This is a genomic window from Brevibacillus sp. HB1.2, from assembly GCF_013332495.1.
GTDB classification, from domain to species: Bacteria; Bacillota; Bacilli; order Brevibacillales; family Brevibacillaceae; genus Brevibacillus; species Brevibacillus porteri.
This window is the reverse complement of record NZ_JABMIU010000002.1, coordinates 686,043-702,016: the sequence shown is the minus strand read 5'-3', so window position 1 is coordinate 702,016 and position 15,974 is coordinate 686,043. Positions and strand designations below refer to the sequence as shown.

The 15,974-nt window shown below is 47.5% G+C and carries 17 protein-coding genes and 3 tRNA genes; 17 read left to right on the top strand and 3 right to left on the bottom strand.

The features are described from left to right. Nucleotides 1-33: 33 nt before the first annotated feature. The 3 genes from HPY28_RS08115 to HPY28_RS08105 all read left to right on the top strand — a co-directional run bounded on the left by HPY28_RS08115 (nt 34) and on the right by HPY28_RS08105 (nt 311). Nucleotides 34-110 (top strand) — tRNA-Pro (locus tag HPY28_RS08115). 25 nt (nt 111-135) lie between these two features. Next, nucleotides 136-223, top strand: a tRNA-Leu gene (locus HPY28_RS08110). Nucleotides 224-237: 14 nt separating this feature from the next. After that, a tRNA-Gly gene (locus HPY28_RS08105) sits at nt 238-311 on the top strand. Nucleotides 312-603: 292 nt separating this feature from the next. Here HPY28_RS08105 and HPY28_RS08100 read toward each other — a convergent pair. Further along, nucleotides 604-1,770, bottom strand: a complete 1,167-nt coding sequence (locus tag HPY28_RS08100) for a sensor histidine kinase (RefSeq protein WP_017250398.1) — start codon at nt 1,768-1,770, stop codon at nt 604-606. A 213-nt stretch (nt 1,771-1,983) separates the two neighbouring features. Between HPY28_RS08100 and HPY28_RS08095 the strand changes: the two genes are divergently transcribed. The 13 genes from HPY28_RS08095 (at nt 1,984) to ytfJ (ending at nt 11,096) form a co-directional block, all read left to right on the top strand. Further along, on the top strand, nt 1,984-2,634 hold the full coding sequence (locus tag HPY28_RS08095) for a TerC family protein (RefSeq protein ID WP_017250397.1): 651 nt from the start codon (nt 1,984-1,986) through the stop codon (nt 2,632-2,634). A 121-nt stretch (nt 2,635-2,755) separates the two neighbouring features. Next, nucleotides 2,756-3,340 carry a YkoP family protein gene (locus HPY28_RS08090; RefSeq protein ID WP_017250396.1) on the top strand — a complete coding sequence of 195 codons (585 nt, stop codon included), beginning with the start codon at nt 2,756-2,758 and terminating at the stop codon, nt 3,338-3,340. Beyond that, on the top strand, nt 3,340-4,470 hold the full coding sequence (locus tag HPY28_RS08085; protein WP_017250395.1) for an MGDG synthase family glycosyltransferase: 1,131 nt from the start codon (nt 3,340-3,342) through the stop codon (nt 4,468-4,470). Before HPY28_RS08090 ends, HPY28_RS08085 begins: the two co-directional genes overlap by 1 nt. A 79-nt stretch (nt 4,471-4,549) precedes the next feature. After that, entirely contained in the window at nt 4,550-4,753 is a 204-nt protein-coding gene (locus HPY28_RS08080) for an alpha/beta-type small acid-soluble spore protein (RefSeq protein WP_007717155.1), read from the top strand. A gap of 150 nt (nt 4,754-4,903) precedes the next feature. After that, nucleotides 4,904-5,110, top strand: coding sequence for a DUF1657 domain-containing protein (locus HPY28_RS08075; protein ID WP_007717150.1), 207 nt, complete (start codon nt 4,904-4,906; stop codon nt 5,108-5,110). Nucleotides 5,111-5,194: 84 nt separating this feature from the next. After that, the gene (locus HPY28_RS08070; protein WP_017250394.1) at nt 5,195-6,055 is read left to right on the top strand and encodes a DUF421 domain-containing protein; all 861 of its coding nucleotides are present in this window, start codon (nt 5,195-5,197) and stop codon (nt 6,053-6,055) included. A gap of 15 nt (nt 6,056-6,070) precedes the next feature. Continuing rightward, the gene (gene spoVAC / locus HPY28_RS08065) at nt 6,071-6,544 is read left to right on the top strand and encodes a stage V sporulation protein AC (protein WP_017250393.1); all 474 of its coding nucleotides are present in this window, start codon (nt 6,071-6,073) and stop codon (nt 6,542-6,544) included. A gap of 3 nt (nt 6,545-6,547) precedes the next feature. Next, the gene (gene spoVAD / locus HPY28_RS08060) at nt 6,548-7,564 is read left to right on the top strand and encodes a stage V sporulation protein AD (protein WP_173622308.1); all 1,017 of its coding nucleotides are present in this window, start codon (nt 6,548-6,550) and stop codon (nt 7,562-7,564) included. A gap of 4 nt (nt 7,565-7,568) precedes the next feature. Beyond that, nucleotides 7,569-7,919 (top strand): stage V sporulation protein AE, encoded by a 351-nt coding sequence (gene spoVAE / locus HPY28_RS08055; RefSeq protein WP_017250391.1) that lies wholly within the window; start codon nt 7,569-7,571, stop codon nt 7,917-7,919. A 94-nt stretch (nt 7,920-8,013) separates the two neighbouring features. After that, nucleotides 8,014-8,661: a spore cortex-lytic enzyme gene (sleB, locus tag HPY28_RS08050; RefSeq protein WP_174230361.1), complete on the top strand. Its 648-nt coding sequence runs from the start codon at nt 8,014-8,016 to the stop codon at nt 8,659-8,661. A gap of 146 nt (nt 8,662-8,807) precedes the next feature. Continuing rightward, a complete protein-coding gene (locus HPY28_RS08045; RefSeq protein WP_238144496.1) occupies nt 8,808-9,779 on the top strand; it encodes an S-layer homology domain-containing protein in 972 nt (323 codons plus the stop codon). A 66-nt stretch (nt 9,780-9,845) separates the two neighbouring features. Continuing rightward, entirely contained in the window at nt 9,846-10,505 is a 660-nt protein-coding gene (locus tag HPY28_RS08040) for a DUF2953 domain-containing protein (RefSeq protein ID WP_174230360.1), read from the top strand. A gap of 108 nt (nt 10,506-10,613) precedes the next feature. Continuing rightward, nucleotides 10,614-11,096, top strand: coding sequence for a GerW family sporulation protein (ytfJ, locus tag HPY28_RS08035; protein ID WP_069851476.1), 483 nt, complete (start codon nt 10,614-10,616; stop codon nt 11,094-11,096). A 68-nt stretch (nt 11,097-11,164) separates the two neighbouring features. Here the strand turns inward: ytfJ and HPY28_RS08030 are convergent, their stop codons facing one another. After that, nucleotides 11,165-11,851, bottom strand: a complete 687-nt coding sequence (locus HPY28_RS08030) for a hypothetical protein (protein WP_017250386.1) — start codon at nt 11,849-11,851, stop codon at nt 11,165-11,167. 73 nt (nt 11,852-11,924) lie between these two features. Next, complete coding sequence (pyc, locus tag HPY28_RS08025; RefSeq protein WP_173622306.1) at nt 11,925-15,371, bottom strand: pyruvate carboxylase; 3,447 nt, start codon at nt 15,369-15,371, stop codon at nt 11,925-11,927. Between the two features lie 118 nt (nt 15,372-15,489). On the opposite strand from pyc, the gene HPY28_RS08020 reads away from it, so the two are divergent. Next, entirely contained in the window at nt 15,490-15,927 is a 438-nt protein-coding gene (locus tag HPY28_RS08020) for a gamma-glutamylcyclotransferase family protein (protein WP_371813445.1), read from the top strand. Nucleotides 15,928-15,974 lie beyond the last annotated feature (47 nt).

The following is a 15,974-nucleotide window of genomic DNA, read 5'->3' as shown; positions in this document are numbered from 1 at the left end:
TTCTTTACTACAAAAGTGAAGAAAATATAATGTCGGGAAGTAGCTCAGCTTGGTAGAGTACTTGGCTTGGGACCAAGGGGTCGCAGGTTCGAATCCTGTCTTCCCGACCATGATTTGCCCACGTTTTACAGGTTTGCCGGGGTGGCGGAATGGGCAGACGCAACAGACTTAAAATCTGTCGGGAGTTTCTCCCGTACCGGTTCAAGTCCGGTCCTCGGCACCAGCATTTATTTTGATGCGGGTGTAGTTCAATGGTAGAACTCCAGCCTTCCAAGCTGGTCGCGTGGGTTCGATTCCCATCACCCGCTCCATACATAAAGCAGAGAGCCAATAGGTTCTCTGTTTTTTTGCGTCTAGGAAAGCAGGACTATTTTTACTTGAGGCAAAAGTATGAAGGCTTATCCAATCGTTGAATAGATAAGCCTTTGTTCAATACAGGTATAAATTTTTGTCGAAAGCTGTCTGACGTTTTCTATGGTAGAAACATATGTTTTCGTGTACAGTAAAACTAAGATCGCTTACCGATGAAATTGGTAACGGATCTCTTGCCTTGCCTCCTGCCTTGTCAGGGGGCTTTTTTGCGTGAGACAAAAGAAAGCGACCTTAGAGAGCTTCCATTCGTGGACCAACTTCCTGAGCATTCGCAATCGGCAGAGAAACGATAAATCGTGTGCGTTTTTCATTGGAATCACAATGGATCGTGCCTTGATGCTTTTCAATAATATTTTTGCAGATGGACAAGCCGATACCTGTCCCATTTTGTTTAGTCGTAAAGAATGGTTGGAAAAGATTTTCCACGATCTCGGGTGGAATCCTTTCGCCGTTGTTTTCCACACTCAAATAGAGCCATCCATCTGAAGAAGTGGAAATGACATGAATATACTTGTCTGTACGATTTTGTACGGCGTCAATGGCATTGTTTAATAGATTGACGACAACTTGCTTCAAGCCTTCTTCATAACATGCGAGTGAGCAGGGGTGGATTTGTTTTTCAAAACGTATGTTTTCTCCCACGAGGCGAGGCGTAATCAGCATCTCTACTTCTTCAAGCAGTTCTTCTACTTGAACGGTTTTAAAAATTTCATCGAGAATTGGTTTTTTGGAAAAGCTGAGGAATCCGGTCAGTTGCCGATGTAAATTCTCAAATTCATGCATGACGACTTGAATGTACGTCTGAAGCTGGGCCTGTTCCTGCGTAGACTCGCCGATCAGCTTCAGGAACCCTTCAATGGCACACAACGGATTACGTAGCTCATGAGCCATATTGGCGGCAATTTTTCCGAGCATGGTCAGTTTGTCGTTATGCAAATAGGAGATCGTTTCTTCCTTCTGGACCAGCTCTTTATTTATCATTTGTTCAAAATGATAAACAGCCCAGAAGACACTTTCATCCATGGCCTTGCCCAGTTGGCTTTCCAAATAGTGCATTTCTTGTGAGGAGAGGGACCATCTCTGTAATTCTGGTTGGAGAACCCGCCAGAATACATTCCGGTACAATTGATATGTGCGCAAAATGGAGGAGAAGGGGAATTCCTGAGAACGAAGCCATTCTCCCATATCTAATGCCCAAGTCTGCATGTCATGATCTACATCCTCAACCAGATAGCGAGCCAAGAGCACTGTTCGTTTTTCTGCAAAATCGCGAGGAATGGTTACAGGAATTTCCATGCTGCGAACAATTTCTTGCAGCCATATTGTGGTGATGCTTGGTGTTAAGTCTAAAATCTTCCTTGAAACGTTATAAAGGTTTAGCGTCACAGTCTCCACCATCTCTTATCCACCCCACTAAAATCGTAAGGGAAAATGCCTAATTTAGACAAGGTATAATTATCCTGATTTCGCAATAAAATGTATTTTTTTCGGAAGTTTTTATCTACAAAATCCGCTGAAAACCGCCTTTTTTCGGAAAAATATTCAATCATGAGTCCGATTCCAGTCGCATAAAGTAGAATGGACGAACTTTATTGGACCAGGGAGGCAGGGATGGGCGAGTATTTTTGGCTGGGTCTTCTACACATCTTTATGATCGATCTGGTATTAAGCAGTGACAATGCTGTGGTCATAGGTATGGCCTGCCGCGGACTCCCTCAAAATGAGAGAAAACGGGCAATTCTATATGGGACATTGGGAGCAATCCTCTTGCGAATTGTGCTAACGGGAATGACTACTTGGATGTTGGATATTCCTCTCGTGAAGGCAATCGGGGGATTATTATTGCTATGGATAGCGTGTAAGCTGATGCTGGGTGAGAATGAAGAGTTCGCAGACGTATCGCATAATCAGACAATTGGTCAGGCGGTCAGGACCATTATAGTAGCAGATTTTGTCATGAGTTTAGACAATGTTTTGGCAGTTGGTGGAGCAGCACATGGCGATTTATGGTTAGTTTTGCTGGGGTTAGCGATGAGCATCCCATTATTAATGTGGGGAAGTGTATGGATTGCCCGCTTGATGAATCGTTTTCCCAGTATGGTCATCATTGGCGGAGGAATTCTTACCTTTACGGCAGTCGATATGTGTCTCCAGGATCCATATGTCTGGAAGTGGGTGAATCCTTTGCTCCTCAATCATATGTGGTTGCCCGTATTTGCTGCATTAGTGGTCATGTTTTGGGGGCGGATGAAAAGGACGTGAAAAGGTGATGAGGATTGTACATTGTTGGGCATACTACAACAAAGGTCATGGCCGTTTTGCGAAAATGTAAGTGGTCACATCCAGCTGAATGAAAACATAGCGGGAAAGGAACTATTTCGAAATGAATACAAGCCTCTTGATGCTATGGGGATACTGGGATGAAATCTACCAGCGTTGCACCAGACTTACCTATATTGAGAAAGGGAACAATATTTTTCGGGTTGTTGTATTACGCTATCGGGGAGAGCCACTCGTAACTACCGATCACTGCATCATTCATGACGGGGATTTGATCCTAAAGCTACATATACACAATTATTACTTTGCTACACTGTGCAAAGGAGTGAAGGATGAACTGCGCTTGGCACTTCTTTTGCGAAGACTTATCCTCCAATCACTGCCAAAGCTAGCCACGTTCCTGGATTCGATGGAAAATAAAGATCAAATAAAAGGGATAGTGGGAACGACCATGCTACATAAAGGGGTAACACCTTTGGGCTTCTCGATTTCTGATGTGCCCATGACTTGGTTTTTTCGGTACAAGCGATGGTACTTGCGCCTCATGCTAAGAATCGTGCATCCCAATGGAAAGCGGCGATTGCAATCATGGAATCATGAAATGCCCCTAAAGCGTGTTTATATGTCCAAGGAATTTTTACTCAATCGATATGCGGAGGGCAAGCAGCCTCTAGGAGAGTCCTACTAATGGCAAAGCGGTTTCTGTTAGTGACAGAGGAATGGGCAGGGAGTGGTCATCGGATGGCTGCTGAAGCTCTGCAAGAAGTTTTACTGGAAAGTGAGGGGGCACGATCGGCGCGAGTGGTGGGAGGATTGAAAACCGCCAGTCCAGGCTTACGTGTGCTCTCTCATTTTTTTTATCGCAATATGCTGCGCTACGGTCAACCCGTGTGGCAACGCATCTATGAACAGGAAGAAATGCTGGGCAGTGCATTAACCAAAGCACTGGGATGGTGGCTATCCGCAAGATTAACCAATCAACTGTTGCAAGAAGAGAAGCCAGATGTCGTCATCGCTACACATGCATACTGCTTGTCCGCATTGGCTGAAGCGAAGAAAAGGGTGTCCAAGCCTTTCCAGCTCGTTTGTGTGCCGACGGACTTCCATATTAATCGGTTTTGGGTTCATCCAGCAATTGATGCGTACATGGTGGCACATGAGCAAATTGCGCAAATTCTAATCGAACGCTACGGGATTGGCCCTGAAAAAATCCATGTTTATGGCATTCCAGTTCGGCCTGCTTTTACTACAGCGTTGCATACCGACAAAGCGGCTTGGAAAAAACAACTGGGACTCGTGCCAGATCAATTCACTGTGCTAATTGGTGGGGGAGAAGGCGGTTATGGTGGAGTGGAGCAGGTCGTACGAGAGTTGCTGTTGGAAGAACAACCATTGCAGATCGTAGTCGTGACAGGGAAGAATACAAGCCTGTACAGACGACTGGCGGGCTTATTAGGTACAAAGAGCACTGACCATCGTTTTATATTGAAAGGGTTTGAGCCGCAAATGTGGCAGTGGATTGGAGCAGCTGACGCCTATATAACGAAGCCAGGTGGTATTTCGTGCGCGGAGTCACTTGCTCTTAAGACACCGCTCATTTTATTCCATCCATTGCCCGGACAAGAAAAGCATAACTGTTCCTTTTTACTCGAGCAACAAGTGGCGATCTTGGCTGAAACGCCGGTCGAAATCAAAGAAATCATCAGGTCATGGCGTCAGCCTGAAAAAAGGGATGCTTTTGTAGGATGTTTGGACAAGCTGGGGCGACCAGAAGCAGCTCATCGAATAGCCCATGCTCTGCTTCAATTAACAGACTAAAATTGGAAGAAAAAAAGAACGAATGAACAAGCAAAACTTCACGCATATTAAACTTACAAACGACGAGGAGGTGATACAAATGGCGAACAACAACAGATCCAGTAACAATCTGGTGGTTCCTCAAGCAAACCAAGCGCTGGACCAACTGAAATACGAAATCGCATCCGAATTCGGTGTTCAGCTTGGACCAGACACCACTTCCCGTCAAAACGGTTCAGTTGGAGGAGAGATTACAAAACGTCTTGTCTCCTTTGCTGAGCAACAACTGGCTGGACGTGGCTAATCTAATAAGCTGGATGAAGGGAGGCACCTATGGTGTCTCTCTTTTTATTTTTCTAAGAAAAAGGAAATTATTTACAGATGAAAATAGGGGAGACCACCGCATAAATATTGGGTGGAGGCGGATTCTATATGTGTTAGGAGGTGAGTGGATATGACAGTAGGAGCACAAGTAAAACAGACGCTTGCCAGCTTGAAAGGCGCACAAGCAGATTTTGAAACGTTTGCTCTTAGCACGCAAAACAAGAAAGCGAAGCAATTGTATTCGCAAGCAGCAGAGCAGACACAATCCATCGTAGACAACCTCCAGCAGCGTGTAACGGAGCTGGAAAAGGAAGAACCACAGTTTAAGGGATTCTAGTGGAAGTGTAGGGAAAGGGAGAGGGACTTCCTCTCTCTTGGTTTTACTACCTATAAAAATCACCTCAGGTGATGGAGGTGGCTTATGCCTGACTGGTTAAATATTACGCTGCGTTCCATTGGCGCAGTTGCGTACTTATTTTTATTGACGAAGATTATTGGGAAAAGGCAAATCAAGCAACTTACATACATCGAATACATTGTCGGCATCAGCATCGGTTCGATTGCGGCCTTCATGGCAACCGAAATGGATGGACCGATCTATCATAGTTTGATCGGCATGGGGATTTTTGCGCTTTTCCCTTATTTAATGGAGTGGCTATCACTCAAGAGCAAGTTTCTCCGCGACCTATTTGAAGGGAAATCAACAGTTCTCATCAAAGAAGGCAAGATTTTGGAGGACAATCTGAAAAAGGAACGATTGACTGCGGAAGACTTGATGGAACAATTACGAATCAAAAACGTGTTCCGAGTAGCTGATGTAGAGTTTGCGTTAATGGAGACAAGCGGGGAAGTCAGTGTCTTATTAAAATCAGAGAGTCAGCCGGTAACCCCCAAACACCTTGAATTGACAGTAGCTCCTGCGGAAGAGAATCAAGTGGTCATTATGGATGGGGTGATCATGGACGAGCCGCTGGCAACAGCAGGTCTGAATCGCAGATGGGTTCGCACGGAGCTGCAAAAAGCGGGAGTGGCTTTGGAAAATGTTTTCCTCGGCCAAGTAGACAAAGGTGGAGAGCTCTATCTCGACCTGTATGACGATAAATTGATGGTTCCAGGTGCCCAAGCGATGAAGCTGGCTTTTGCTACATTGAAAAAATGTCAGGCGGATCTGGAGCTGTTTGCACTCAATACAAAAAATGAACAAATGAAGCGTACCTACCAAACCGATTCGGAACAGCTACAACAGATTATCGATCAAGTAAAACCGTTCATGATACGGTAAAAAGGAGTAAGTAACATGGCAGATCAAAAAAAGAAAAAGCTGACTCCCGTCCAGCAAGAATATCAGGAATTGGCAAAGGGACACGAGCCTCCGCGACCGCTTTTGCGCAATTTTACTCGGGCATTTTTAGTGGGTGGCGGCATTTGTATGATCGGACAAGGGATACAAGAAATGTTCATTCACTACTTCCATTTTACGGAGAAAACCGCTGGGAATCCTACAGTAGCTGTCTTGATCATTCTTTCGGCTCTTTTGACCGGTCTAGGACTATATGACCGGATTGCCCAATGGGCTGGGGCAGGAACGAGTGTGCCGGTTACGGGTTTTGCCAACTCGATTGCATCAGCGGCGATCGAGCATCGCAGCGAAGGATTTGTGCTGGGGGTCGGCGGTAACATGTTCAAGCTCGCGGGGTCAGTGATTGTGTTTGGAGTGGCGGCGGCTTTCGTCGTTGGCTTGATCAAAACATTGTTTACGATGGGAGGCTGACGGATGCGCCAAGGTCATCAGTCTTGGGTCTTTCCTTTAAAACCTGTCATTCTCGGGCACGCTGCGATTGGTGGGCCTTTTGAAGCTAAGGGACCGTTAGCCGAAGACTTTGATATCTTGCACGGAGACTTGAATCTCGGACAAGACAGCTGGGAAAAGGCGGAGAAAGTCCTGCTGGAAGAAGCGTGCTCGAAAGCGGTGGAGAAAGCGGGGCTCACGAAAGAGCAAATAAACTTTATGCTTGCCGGGGATTTAATGAACCAGATCATATCTGCCAGCTTTTCGGCCCGGACGCTTTCGATTCCGTTTCTGGGGATTTTCGGAGCGTGTTCAACAGCGATGGAGGGCTTGGCCTTGGCTGCTCTCATGGTGAATAGTCAAGCTGCCGAGTACGTCTTGGCTGCTACCTCCAGTCACAATGGGGCTGCGGAAAAGCAATATCGCTATCCAACGGAGTACGGCTCACAAAAGCCCCCAACGGCACAATGGACCGTGACGGGAGCAGGGGCTGCTGTTGTAGCCAGTCAGGGTAAGGGATTGCGGATTACGGGAGCCACCATCGGGCATGTAGTCGATATGGGATTAACAGATCCATTCAATATGGGAGCAGCGATGGCGCCTGCCGCATTATCCACGATTGAGTCGCATTTCCGTGACTTTCAGCTCCCTCACGACCATTATGATTTGATTGTAACAGGCGATTTAGGACGAACGGGCCATGCCATTTTATCTGATCTGTTGCCCAAGCATCACATGCACATTCCCTTAGAGCGCTATGTCGATTGCGGGAAGCTCATTTATGGTGAAAATCCAAATGTATGGTCGGGTGGTAGCGGATGTGGCTGTATCGCTACAGTGACGTACGGGCATCTACTTCGGCGGATGAAGCAAGGAGAATGGAAGCGAATCTTGCTGGTTGCCACAGGAGCCCTCTTATCCCCGTTGACCTTCCAGCAGGGAGAAAGCATTCCTTGCATCGCCCATGCCGTGGCTATTGAGTCGGAGCAACTTGGAGAGTGATACCATGATGTTTTTGTGGGCGTTTCTCGTAGGAGGAACGATTTGCTTAATCGGTCAATTTCTCATGGATGTCGTCAAGCTCACACCTGCCCATACGATGTCCTCTCTTGTTGTCACTGGAGCAGTGCTAGACGGACTCGGTCTATACGAGCCACTGGTTCATTTTGCCGGAGCAGGAGCGACAGTACCCATCACGAGCTTTGGAAATGCACTGGTACACGGTGCAATGGCGGAGGCCGAGAAGCATGGAGTCATTGGCATTATTACCGGCATTTTTGAAGTGACGAGTGCGGGGATTTCGGCTGCCATCGTCTTCGGATTTATCACAGCAGTCATGTTCCGGCCAAAAGGATAATGGCAGGTACATATTGCCACTTGTGCCAAAATACTTGAATTGAACCTACTTTCGCCAACTTGTAGAATGGGTTGGGTAAAGGAGGGAACAATTTATGTGGTGGAGCAAGAAAGCAGTATTAACCTTGCTTGCTGCCTTTATGGCTGTAGCGTTTATTTTCCCGGCCGACTCCCTGGCAGCCACACAGATTCAGCGCGGAAGTGTGAACGGGGATGTATGGGATCTGCAGTATCGTTTGCAGATGCTGGGTTACTACAACGGCAAATTGGATGGCATTTACGGTGCAAATACAACAAAGGCCGTCAGACAGTTTCAAAAAGCATACGGCTTATCGATTGACGGTATCACTGGACCAAATACATGGCGCGTTCTAAAGAAAGTGTCGGTAAATAAAGCGGAAATGCAGATGCTGGCACAGCTGGTCTATTCCGAAGCACGCGGAGAACCTTATGAGGGCCAAGTAGCTGTGGCTGCGGTCGCGTTGAACCGTGTCCAGTCCAAAAACTTTCCCAATACACTTGCCGGTGTCATCTTTGAGCCATTAGCGTTTACCGCTGTAGATGATGGACAATTCTGGATGACTCCTAACAAGACTGCTTATCAGGCAGCTTGGGATGCCGTACGAGGATGGGACCCGACAAACAATTCTATTTACTACTTTAACCCTGTTACGGCGACCTCCAAGTGGATTTGGTCACGTACACAAGTGAAAAAGATCGGCAAACACATTTTTGCCATTTAACCATTGCTCATGCAGCCCTCGAAACAGTATTCGTCATGATGCTGTTCGAGGGCTTTCCTTTTGACTGGAAACTATTGTTCGTTGTTTTTACAAAATAGTTCGATAAAATGGTACGAAAGGAATCGCATATTTCCCCATGGAGGTTGATGATGAAGAAACGGATGATCCTTGCCTCGCTGGCAGCCTTTTTGCTAATAGGTACACCAGTTGTCGAGGCAGAAACAACGAAAATGAACGAAACACCTTATGTAGACATTAGCGGCCATTGGGCAGAACAAGAAATCAATCAACTTTACATAGCGGACGTAATTGGTCAAAACGAATATTTTCGACCTGATGACAATGTGACATTGGGTGAACTGCTCACGATGTTTGTGAATGCGAAAGGAATTGAACCTCTTGGCAACAAGCAATCATCCTTTGCGGACGTACCGGGAAACAGCTGGCTGTCGCCTTATGCAGAGACGGCCTATCGACTGGGAATTGTCCATGGGCAGAAGCAGGGGAATCACCTGTTTTTACATCCGGATGCCCCAGTAAAAAGAGCAGAGCTCGCCTCTATCCTGGTAAGAACAATGGGGGACAGCGGGGTAGTCAATAACCTGAAGTGGTCTACGACGATCCAGACATTGAACCAATACCCGGATGGGAACAACGTGAAAGAGAAAGAGCAACGCCCACTCGTTTACGCCATGCAAAACGGGTTAATGAGTTCCTATGGGGACGGTACATTAAAGCCGAACAAGTATATGACGAGAGCCGAAGCAGCCACATACGCGGCCCTTCACTTGCTTCCGGATAAGCCGAGAACGACAAAAGCTCTCGCAAACGGAACACCTTTTCGCCAGGAATTAACGGTACAGACGACTGCTTACAGCTACCCGAACGACAAAATCCTGTCGTATCTGGAGTATCCACTGCGCGAAGGTGTAGTAGCGGTTGATCCAAATGTCATCCCGCTTGGTACGCACTTGTACATCGATGGCTACGGCTATGCAGTGGCAGCTGATATCGGTGGTGCGGTAAAGCAACGCCATGTGGATCTGTATCTTCCGACGTTGAACGAAGCTGAAAATCATGGCTTGCAAAAAGGCGTCAAAGTATACGTACTTGATTAATAAAAATGCTGAACATATTTCCTGCTCTTTCCACTCATACTAACGTGGAAGGGGTGGGATTTTTTCATGGTATGGGTGTTGCTAGCATTGTTTGGTTTATTTGTCCTACTAGCGATTACGCCAATACAATTGACGTGTTTTTACAGTCGCGAGGGCGATAATGATCAATTGGAAATTACGATTGCAGCTTGGGGTATCATTCGCAGGAAATACGAAATTCCCATTCTCCTCTTGAAAATGACAGAAACTGGGCCTGAGCTTGTCGCAAAGGTGGAAACGATCCAGCAAGGAAGCAAGCTTCGGGAAAAGGTCAAAGATTTTACGCGGAGGCAAGTGAAGGTATGGTATCGAAATTATCGTGACGTGCTGGAAAGAGTGCGTGATTTGCTGCCTTTGCTAAAAGACCTGTTCAAACAAATTCGCTGTACGAAGTTAGAATGGCATACGTTGTTGGGCACAGGTCAGGCAGCGGAAACAGGGGCGCTGACAGGACTAATCTGGGGAGTGAAAAGTCTGATTGTCGGGATTCTCTCTCACTCCATCTCTTTACAGACGATGCCTGCCATGAGTGTACAGCCTGTCTGGAACCAAGCCCTTCTACATACGAAAGTTCAAGCGGTGTTACATTTTAGTTTGGGTCACTTCGTTTTCTATGCGCTAAAAGTAATTCTACGGATTCGAAAAAGTAAACAACAAAAATGGCAAGCTACGCCTACGCGTGCCTAATCACAAAGGTGGGAGCCCGCATATTTATTCCCTTGTGTAGGGTACATGCTCCGGATTTGTTGGGGGAATGATAAAACATGACACAGACAGGAAGGAGGAGCGACAAATATGGCAGACCACCCGATTCAAGGCCTGATGAGAACAGCGATGGAAAATCTCAAGCAAATGGTGGACGTGAATACAATTATAGGTGATCCGGTTGAGACACCTGACGGTAGTGTCATTCTTCCGATCTCCAAGGTAGGATTTGGTTTCGCAGCAGGGGGTAGTGAGTTCCAATACGATCACCAGCATAATGGGCACCAACACAATCAACAGCATGAGCATGCTGGTCACCCGTTTGGCGGGGGTAGTGGGGGCGGTGTCTCCATCACACCTGTAGCTTTTTTGGTCGTTGGCAAACAAGGAATTCGCTCGATTCCGCTTGAAAATACGACCCATCTCTATGACCGGATTTTGGATTCTGTTCCGCAAATCGTGGATAAAGTTCAGGGGATGTTTACCAAATCGGATGAACCCACTGTTTATTCCAATACGATAATTGCCAGAGCAGAAGAACAAGATTTGGAAGACCTGATGGATCGAAAGTAAGGCAAGCACAAAACAGGTATGCTCCACAAAAGGGGCATACCTGTTTTTTCAGTAGTAAGCGTATGACATTACCAGCGTTCGTTTACATACAAGCCTGTTTTCGCAACATGCTGATAATGAAGGCTCGAGCTGGAGGAGGCGATATAAGGATGGAGAGCCATCGCTTCCTCGTAGTACCGTGAAAAGGAGCCGAGGGGCTTGCTTTGCAATCCCAATGTACCTGCTCTGAATGCTTGGGCTACTCGCTCCATTGTATTTGTATAGTCCACATAGTGGGTCTGTACGGCCTCCAGCCATTTCTCATCGTCCATTTCCAGTTGTCCATCTGGTAACAGCTTGATTCCAAACATTTGGAGTTTTTCCTCTGCGTCTTTTGCCACTTGAGCGAATGCATCCAGCTTTTGCGCCGTCAAGGTATCTGCCTTTTCCGTAAGAAATAGCTGCAGGTGATTGTATTTACTTACTAACGAGTGTGTTCGCTCATGGAATAGCTCCATGTCAGGTCCAGCTTCGCTATCTTTACCCGCGGCTATAAATTCCCGAGCACTCTTCTCCAAATCGGAGGAAAACCGGTAGAGACGCGATAAGGAATCGGAAAGCTCTGTTGTCCATTGCTGCTGACGAGTGTAGAACGGCTGCAAATTATAACGGAAGATTGGATTGACCGGCGTGCTTAATTTTGCCTGAAGCATATGGGTACGATAGCGGCCTACCCGCTGCGTAAATGGAACATGGCTGACTCGATTCGTTTTCATGTCGGTCACCTCCTTAAAAGCAAATGGAATGAATCCCCAGGAACAATTTACTATCTCCTATTATAGACGATGCCTACTCCATTTCAATGAGCAGATCGCCAGTTTGAATGGCTTCGCCTGCTTTCACGTAGACGGCTTTAATTTTTCCGTCGAGTGGGGCTTGAATCGTCGTCTCCATTTTCATCGCTTCACTCACCAAAAGATGCTCGCCTTTACGCACCTTGTCACCTTCTGCTACAAGCACCTTGAGCACTTTTCCAGGCATAGAGGCACCGAGGTGGCCAGGGTTTTGGGCTTCTGCTTTTCGGCGGATCAGTTCAGAGACTTTTGCGGATTGGTCACGGATGAAGATTTCACGTGGCTGTCCGTTCAGTTCAAAATAGATGATGCGTCTGCCATCTGGATGAAGCTCGCCAACTGCGACCAGCTTGATAATCAGCGTTTTACCGCGCTCGATCGTAATGGCGGTTTCCTCACCCGGACGCAATCCGTAGAAAAACGTTCCGGTATTCAATACCGACAGGTCTCCGTATTCCTTCAGGCGTTGTTCAAATTGCAAATAGACTTGCGGATACATGATATAGGACAGGACGTCTAGCTGACTGAGCTCACGTCCGATTTTGGCTTCCAACTCAGCCGTAACTTGCGTAAAGTCAATAGGCGCGAGCAATTCGCCAGGACGTGCAGTAAAGGCATCGCGACCTTTTAGCACGAGCTCTTGCAACTCCTTCGGGAACCCTCCCGGCGGTTGGCCAAGATACCCTTGGAAAAATTGAATGACCGAATCCGGAAAGTCGAGGCGTGTGCCTTTCTCCCAAATGTTTTCCTCATTCAAGTTGTTTTGGACCATGAACAATGCCATATCACCGACTACCTTGGATGACGGGGTCACTTTTACAATGTCACCACACATTTGATTGACGACAGCATACATGTGTTTCACTTCGTCCCAACGACCTTCCAGACCAACCGCTTTGGCTTGTTGCTCCAGATTGGTGTATTGTCCGCCAGGCATTTCGTGAACGTACACCTCAGTGTTGCTCGCCTTCATGCCACTTTCAAAGCCTTGGTAGTACGGACGTACATCCTCCCAGTAATCCGACAGCTTGTTGAACGATTCAAGAGACAAGCCAGTCTCACGCTCCGTATGGGCTAGGCTCGCGATCAACCCGTTCAAGCTTGGCTGGGAAGTGAGTCCAGACATGGAGCTGACGCAAGCATCGACGATATCCACGCCTGCTTCGATTGCTTTCAGAAGCATAGCACCAGCGTTTCCTGACGTATCGTGAGTATGCAAATGGATCGGAATGCTGATTTCTTGTTTTAAAGCAGAGACGAGCGAATAAGCAGCATACGGCTTCAAAAGACCTGCCATATCCTTGATCGCGAGAATGTGGGCACCTGCTTTTTCCAATTCTTTAGCCAGATTGACGTAGTAGGCCAAGCTGTATTTGGTCTTGGTCGGGTCCAGAATATCTCCGGTGTAGCAAATCGCTGCTTCGGCTACCTTGCCAGATTCACGTACGGCTTCAATGGCTGTTTGCATTCCGGGAAGCCAGTTCAGGCTGTCAAAGATCCGAAAGACATCAACGCCATTTTCCGCAGAGGCTTTAACGAAGGCGTGGATCACATTATCCGGGTAATTGGTGTAGCCTACGCCATTTGCTCCGCGCAAAAGCATTTGGAACAGGACATTCGGTATGCGTTGGCGGAGAATTTGCAGTCGTTCCCAGGGAGATTCCTGCAAAAAGCGCATCGTCGTGTCAAAAGTGGCACCGCCCCACATCTCCAGCGAGAAGAGCCCAGAACCGAGCTTGCCTGTCGCTTCTGCAATGGAGGCGAGATCGTAGGTGCGCACACGCGTAGCAAACAAAGACTGGTGGGCATCGCGGAATGTCGTGTCTGTAACAAGCACATGCTTCTGTGCCTGAATCCAGCGTACCAGACCGTCGGCACCTTCCTTATCCAGAATTTGCTTCGTCCCGTCCGGATATGGCTGAGCAAATGGTGTCCGCGGGATGCGAGGTGAGTCGAAGTGCGGCTTTTTCTCCGATTTCTGGAGACCAGGATATCCGTTGACAATCGTGTCTCCGATATAAGATAGTAATTTGGTACCCCGGTCCTGACGGCCAGGGAAGATGAACAGCTCTGGTTTGGTATCAATAAACGACGTATCGTAGTTGCCACTCAAAAAATCAGGATGTGTCACGACATTTTCCAAAAACGGCAGGTTCGTTTTCACGCCACGAATACGGAACTCACGCAATGTGCGGAGCATTTTGCGAGCGGCTTGGTCAAAGCTCGCGCCATACGTGGAGATTTTGACCAGAAGCGAGTCATAAAACGGTGTAATGATCGCGCCTGGATAACCATTGCCGCCGTCCAGCCTTACGCCGAAGCCGCCACCAGAACGCCAGGCGGACAAGCGGCCGGCATCTGGCAGGAAGTTGTTTTCAGCGTCTTCTGTTGTGACACGGCACTGGATGGCAAAACCACTCATCTGGATATCACTTTGCGCACTGATGCCAATCTCCTCACCGGAGAGCGCATGACCCTCAGCTACGCGAATCTGTGACTGAACAATGTCGATTCCAGTGATGAGCTCTGTGATGGTATGCTCTACTTGAATGCGAGGATTGACTTCTATAAAATAAAAACGCTTGTCCGGCGTTAACAAAAACTCGACAGTACCAGCGTTCGAATAACCGGCTTTTTGCATAAGAGTGAGAGCAGCCTGGCAAATTTCTTCACGCAGTTTGTCATTCAACGATAGGCTCGGTGCCACTTCGACCACTTTTTGATGGCGCCGTTGAACAGAGCAATCGCGCTCATACAGATGGACGATGTTTCCGTAGTTGTCTCCGAGAATTTGGACCTCGATGTGTTTGGGCTGTTCTAAGTATCGCTCCAGATACACCTTAGCATTGCCAAAGGAAGAGCGGGCCTCGGAACGTGCGCGATCTAACGAATCTTGCAATTCCTCCTGACTGCGGACGATACGCATGCCACGGCCTCCGCCGCCAGATACACCTTTAATAATGATGGGGTAGCCGTATTCTTTGGCAAAGAGAAGTGCCTCTTGAAGTGTTTCGATGGGCTCCGGAGTGCCAGGAATCACTGGGATTTCCGCTTCAATCGCAAGACGACGTGCTTCTACCTTGTCCCCGAATTTGTCGATCAGCTCAGGGGATGGTCCAATGAAAATGATGCCTTCCTCTTGGCAACGCTTTGCAAAATCAGCGTTTTCAGCAAGAAATCCATAGCCTGGGTGAATGGCATCGATATCGTTGCGCTTGGCTATTTCGATGATACTTTCGATATCGAGGTAAGCCTCAATAGGCCCTTTACCCGCTCCGACCAAGTAAGACTCGTCAGCCTTGAAGCGATGGATAGAAACGTTGTCTTGCTCGGAGTACACGGCTACCGTACGTATGCCGAGTTCCGTTGCTGCACGAAAGATCCGAATGGCGATCTCACCGCGGTTTGCTACCAGTAGGCGATTGATTTTTCTCTTTTTCATTATTCTCTCCCCCTTACGTCTCGGAAAAAAAGACGTATTAAAATTATATATAGAACAAATATACAAAATTTTCTCGACACAAGACACCCTTTTTTCGATCACAGGAGGATGGATGAACATGAGCAATCAGTACGACAAGCTGCCTGTATTTGTGTACGGCACACTTTTGACGGGCTTTGGTAATTATAGGAATTATGTAAAACCGTATCAGCATGAGGCAACACCTGCGATGATTCAAGGTGACATCTATCATTTGCCAGCAGGCTATCCGGGATTGCTGAAAGGAGAGCAGGGGATCGTGGGGGAGATCGTCACGTTTGCCCCTGACGTGTACGAGCAAGCACTAGCTGGACTGGACGAGCTGGAGACGTACTATGGCGAGGGTGATCCGTGCAATGAATATGAACGGATCATCGTGCCAGCGACCGTGGAAGGAACAGGTCAGGTCGTGAACGTCTACGTATATCGTTATTTGGATCAAGACCTGGTCAAGCAAACAGGAGTGCACATTTTGCATGGGAATTGGCGACGCTACATGCAAGAGCAGTCTGAATAGCCAGTGCTAGTTTTGCCAAAACTGGTAGGGAAAAGGAGGGAGCCCTG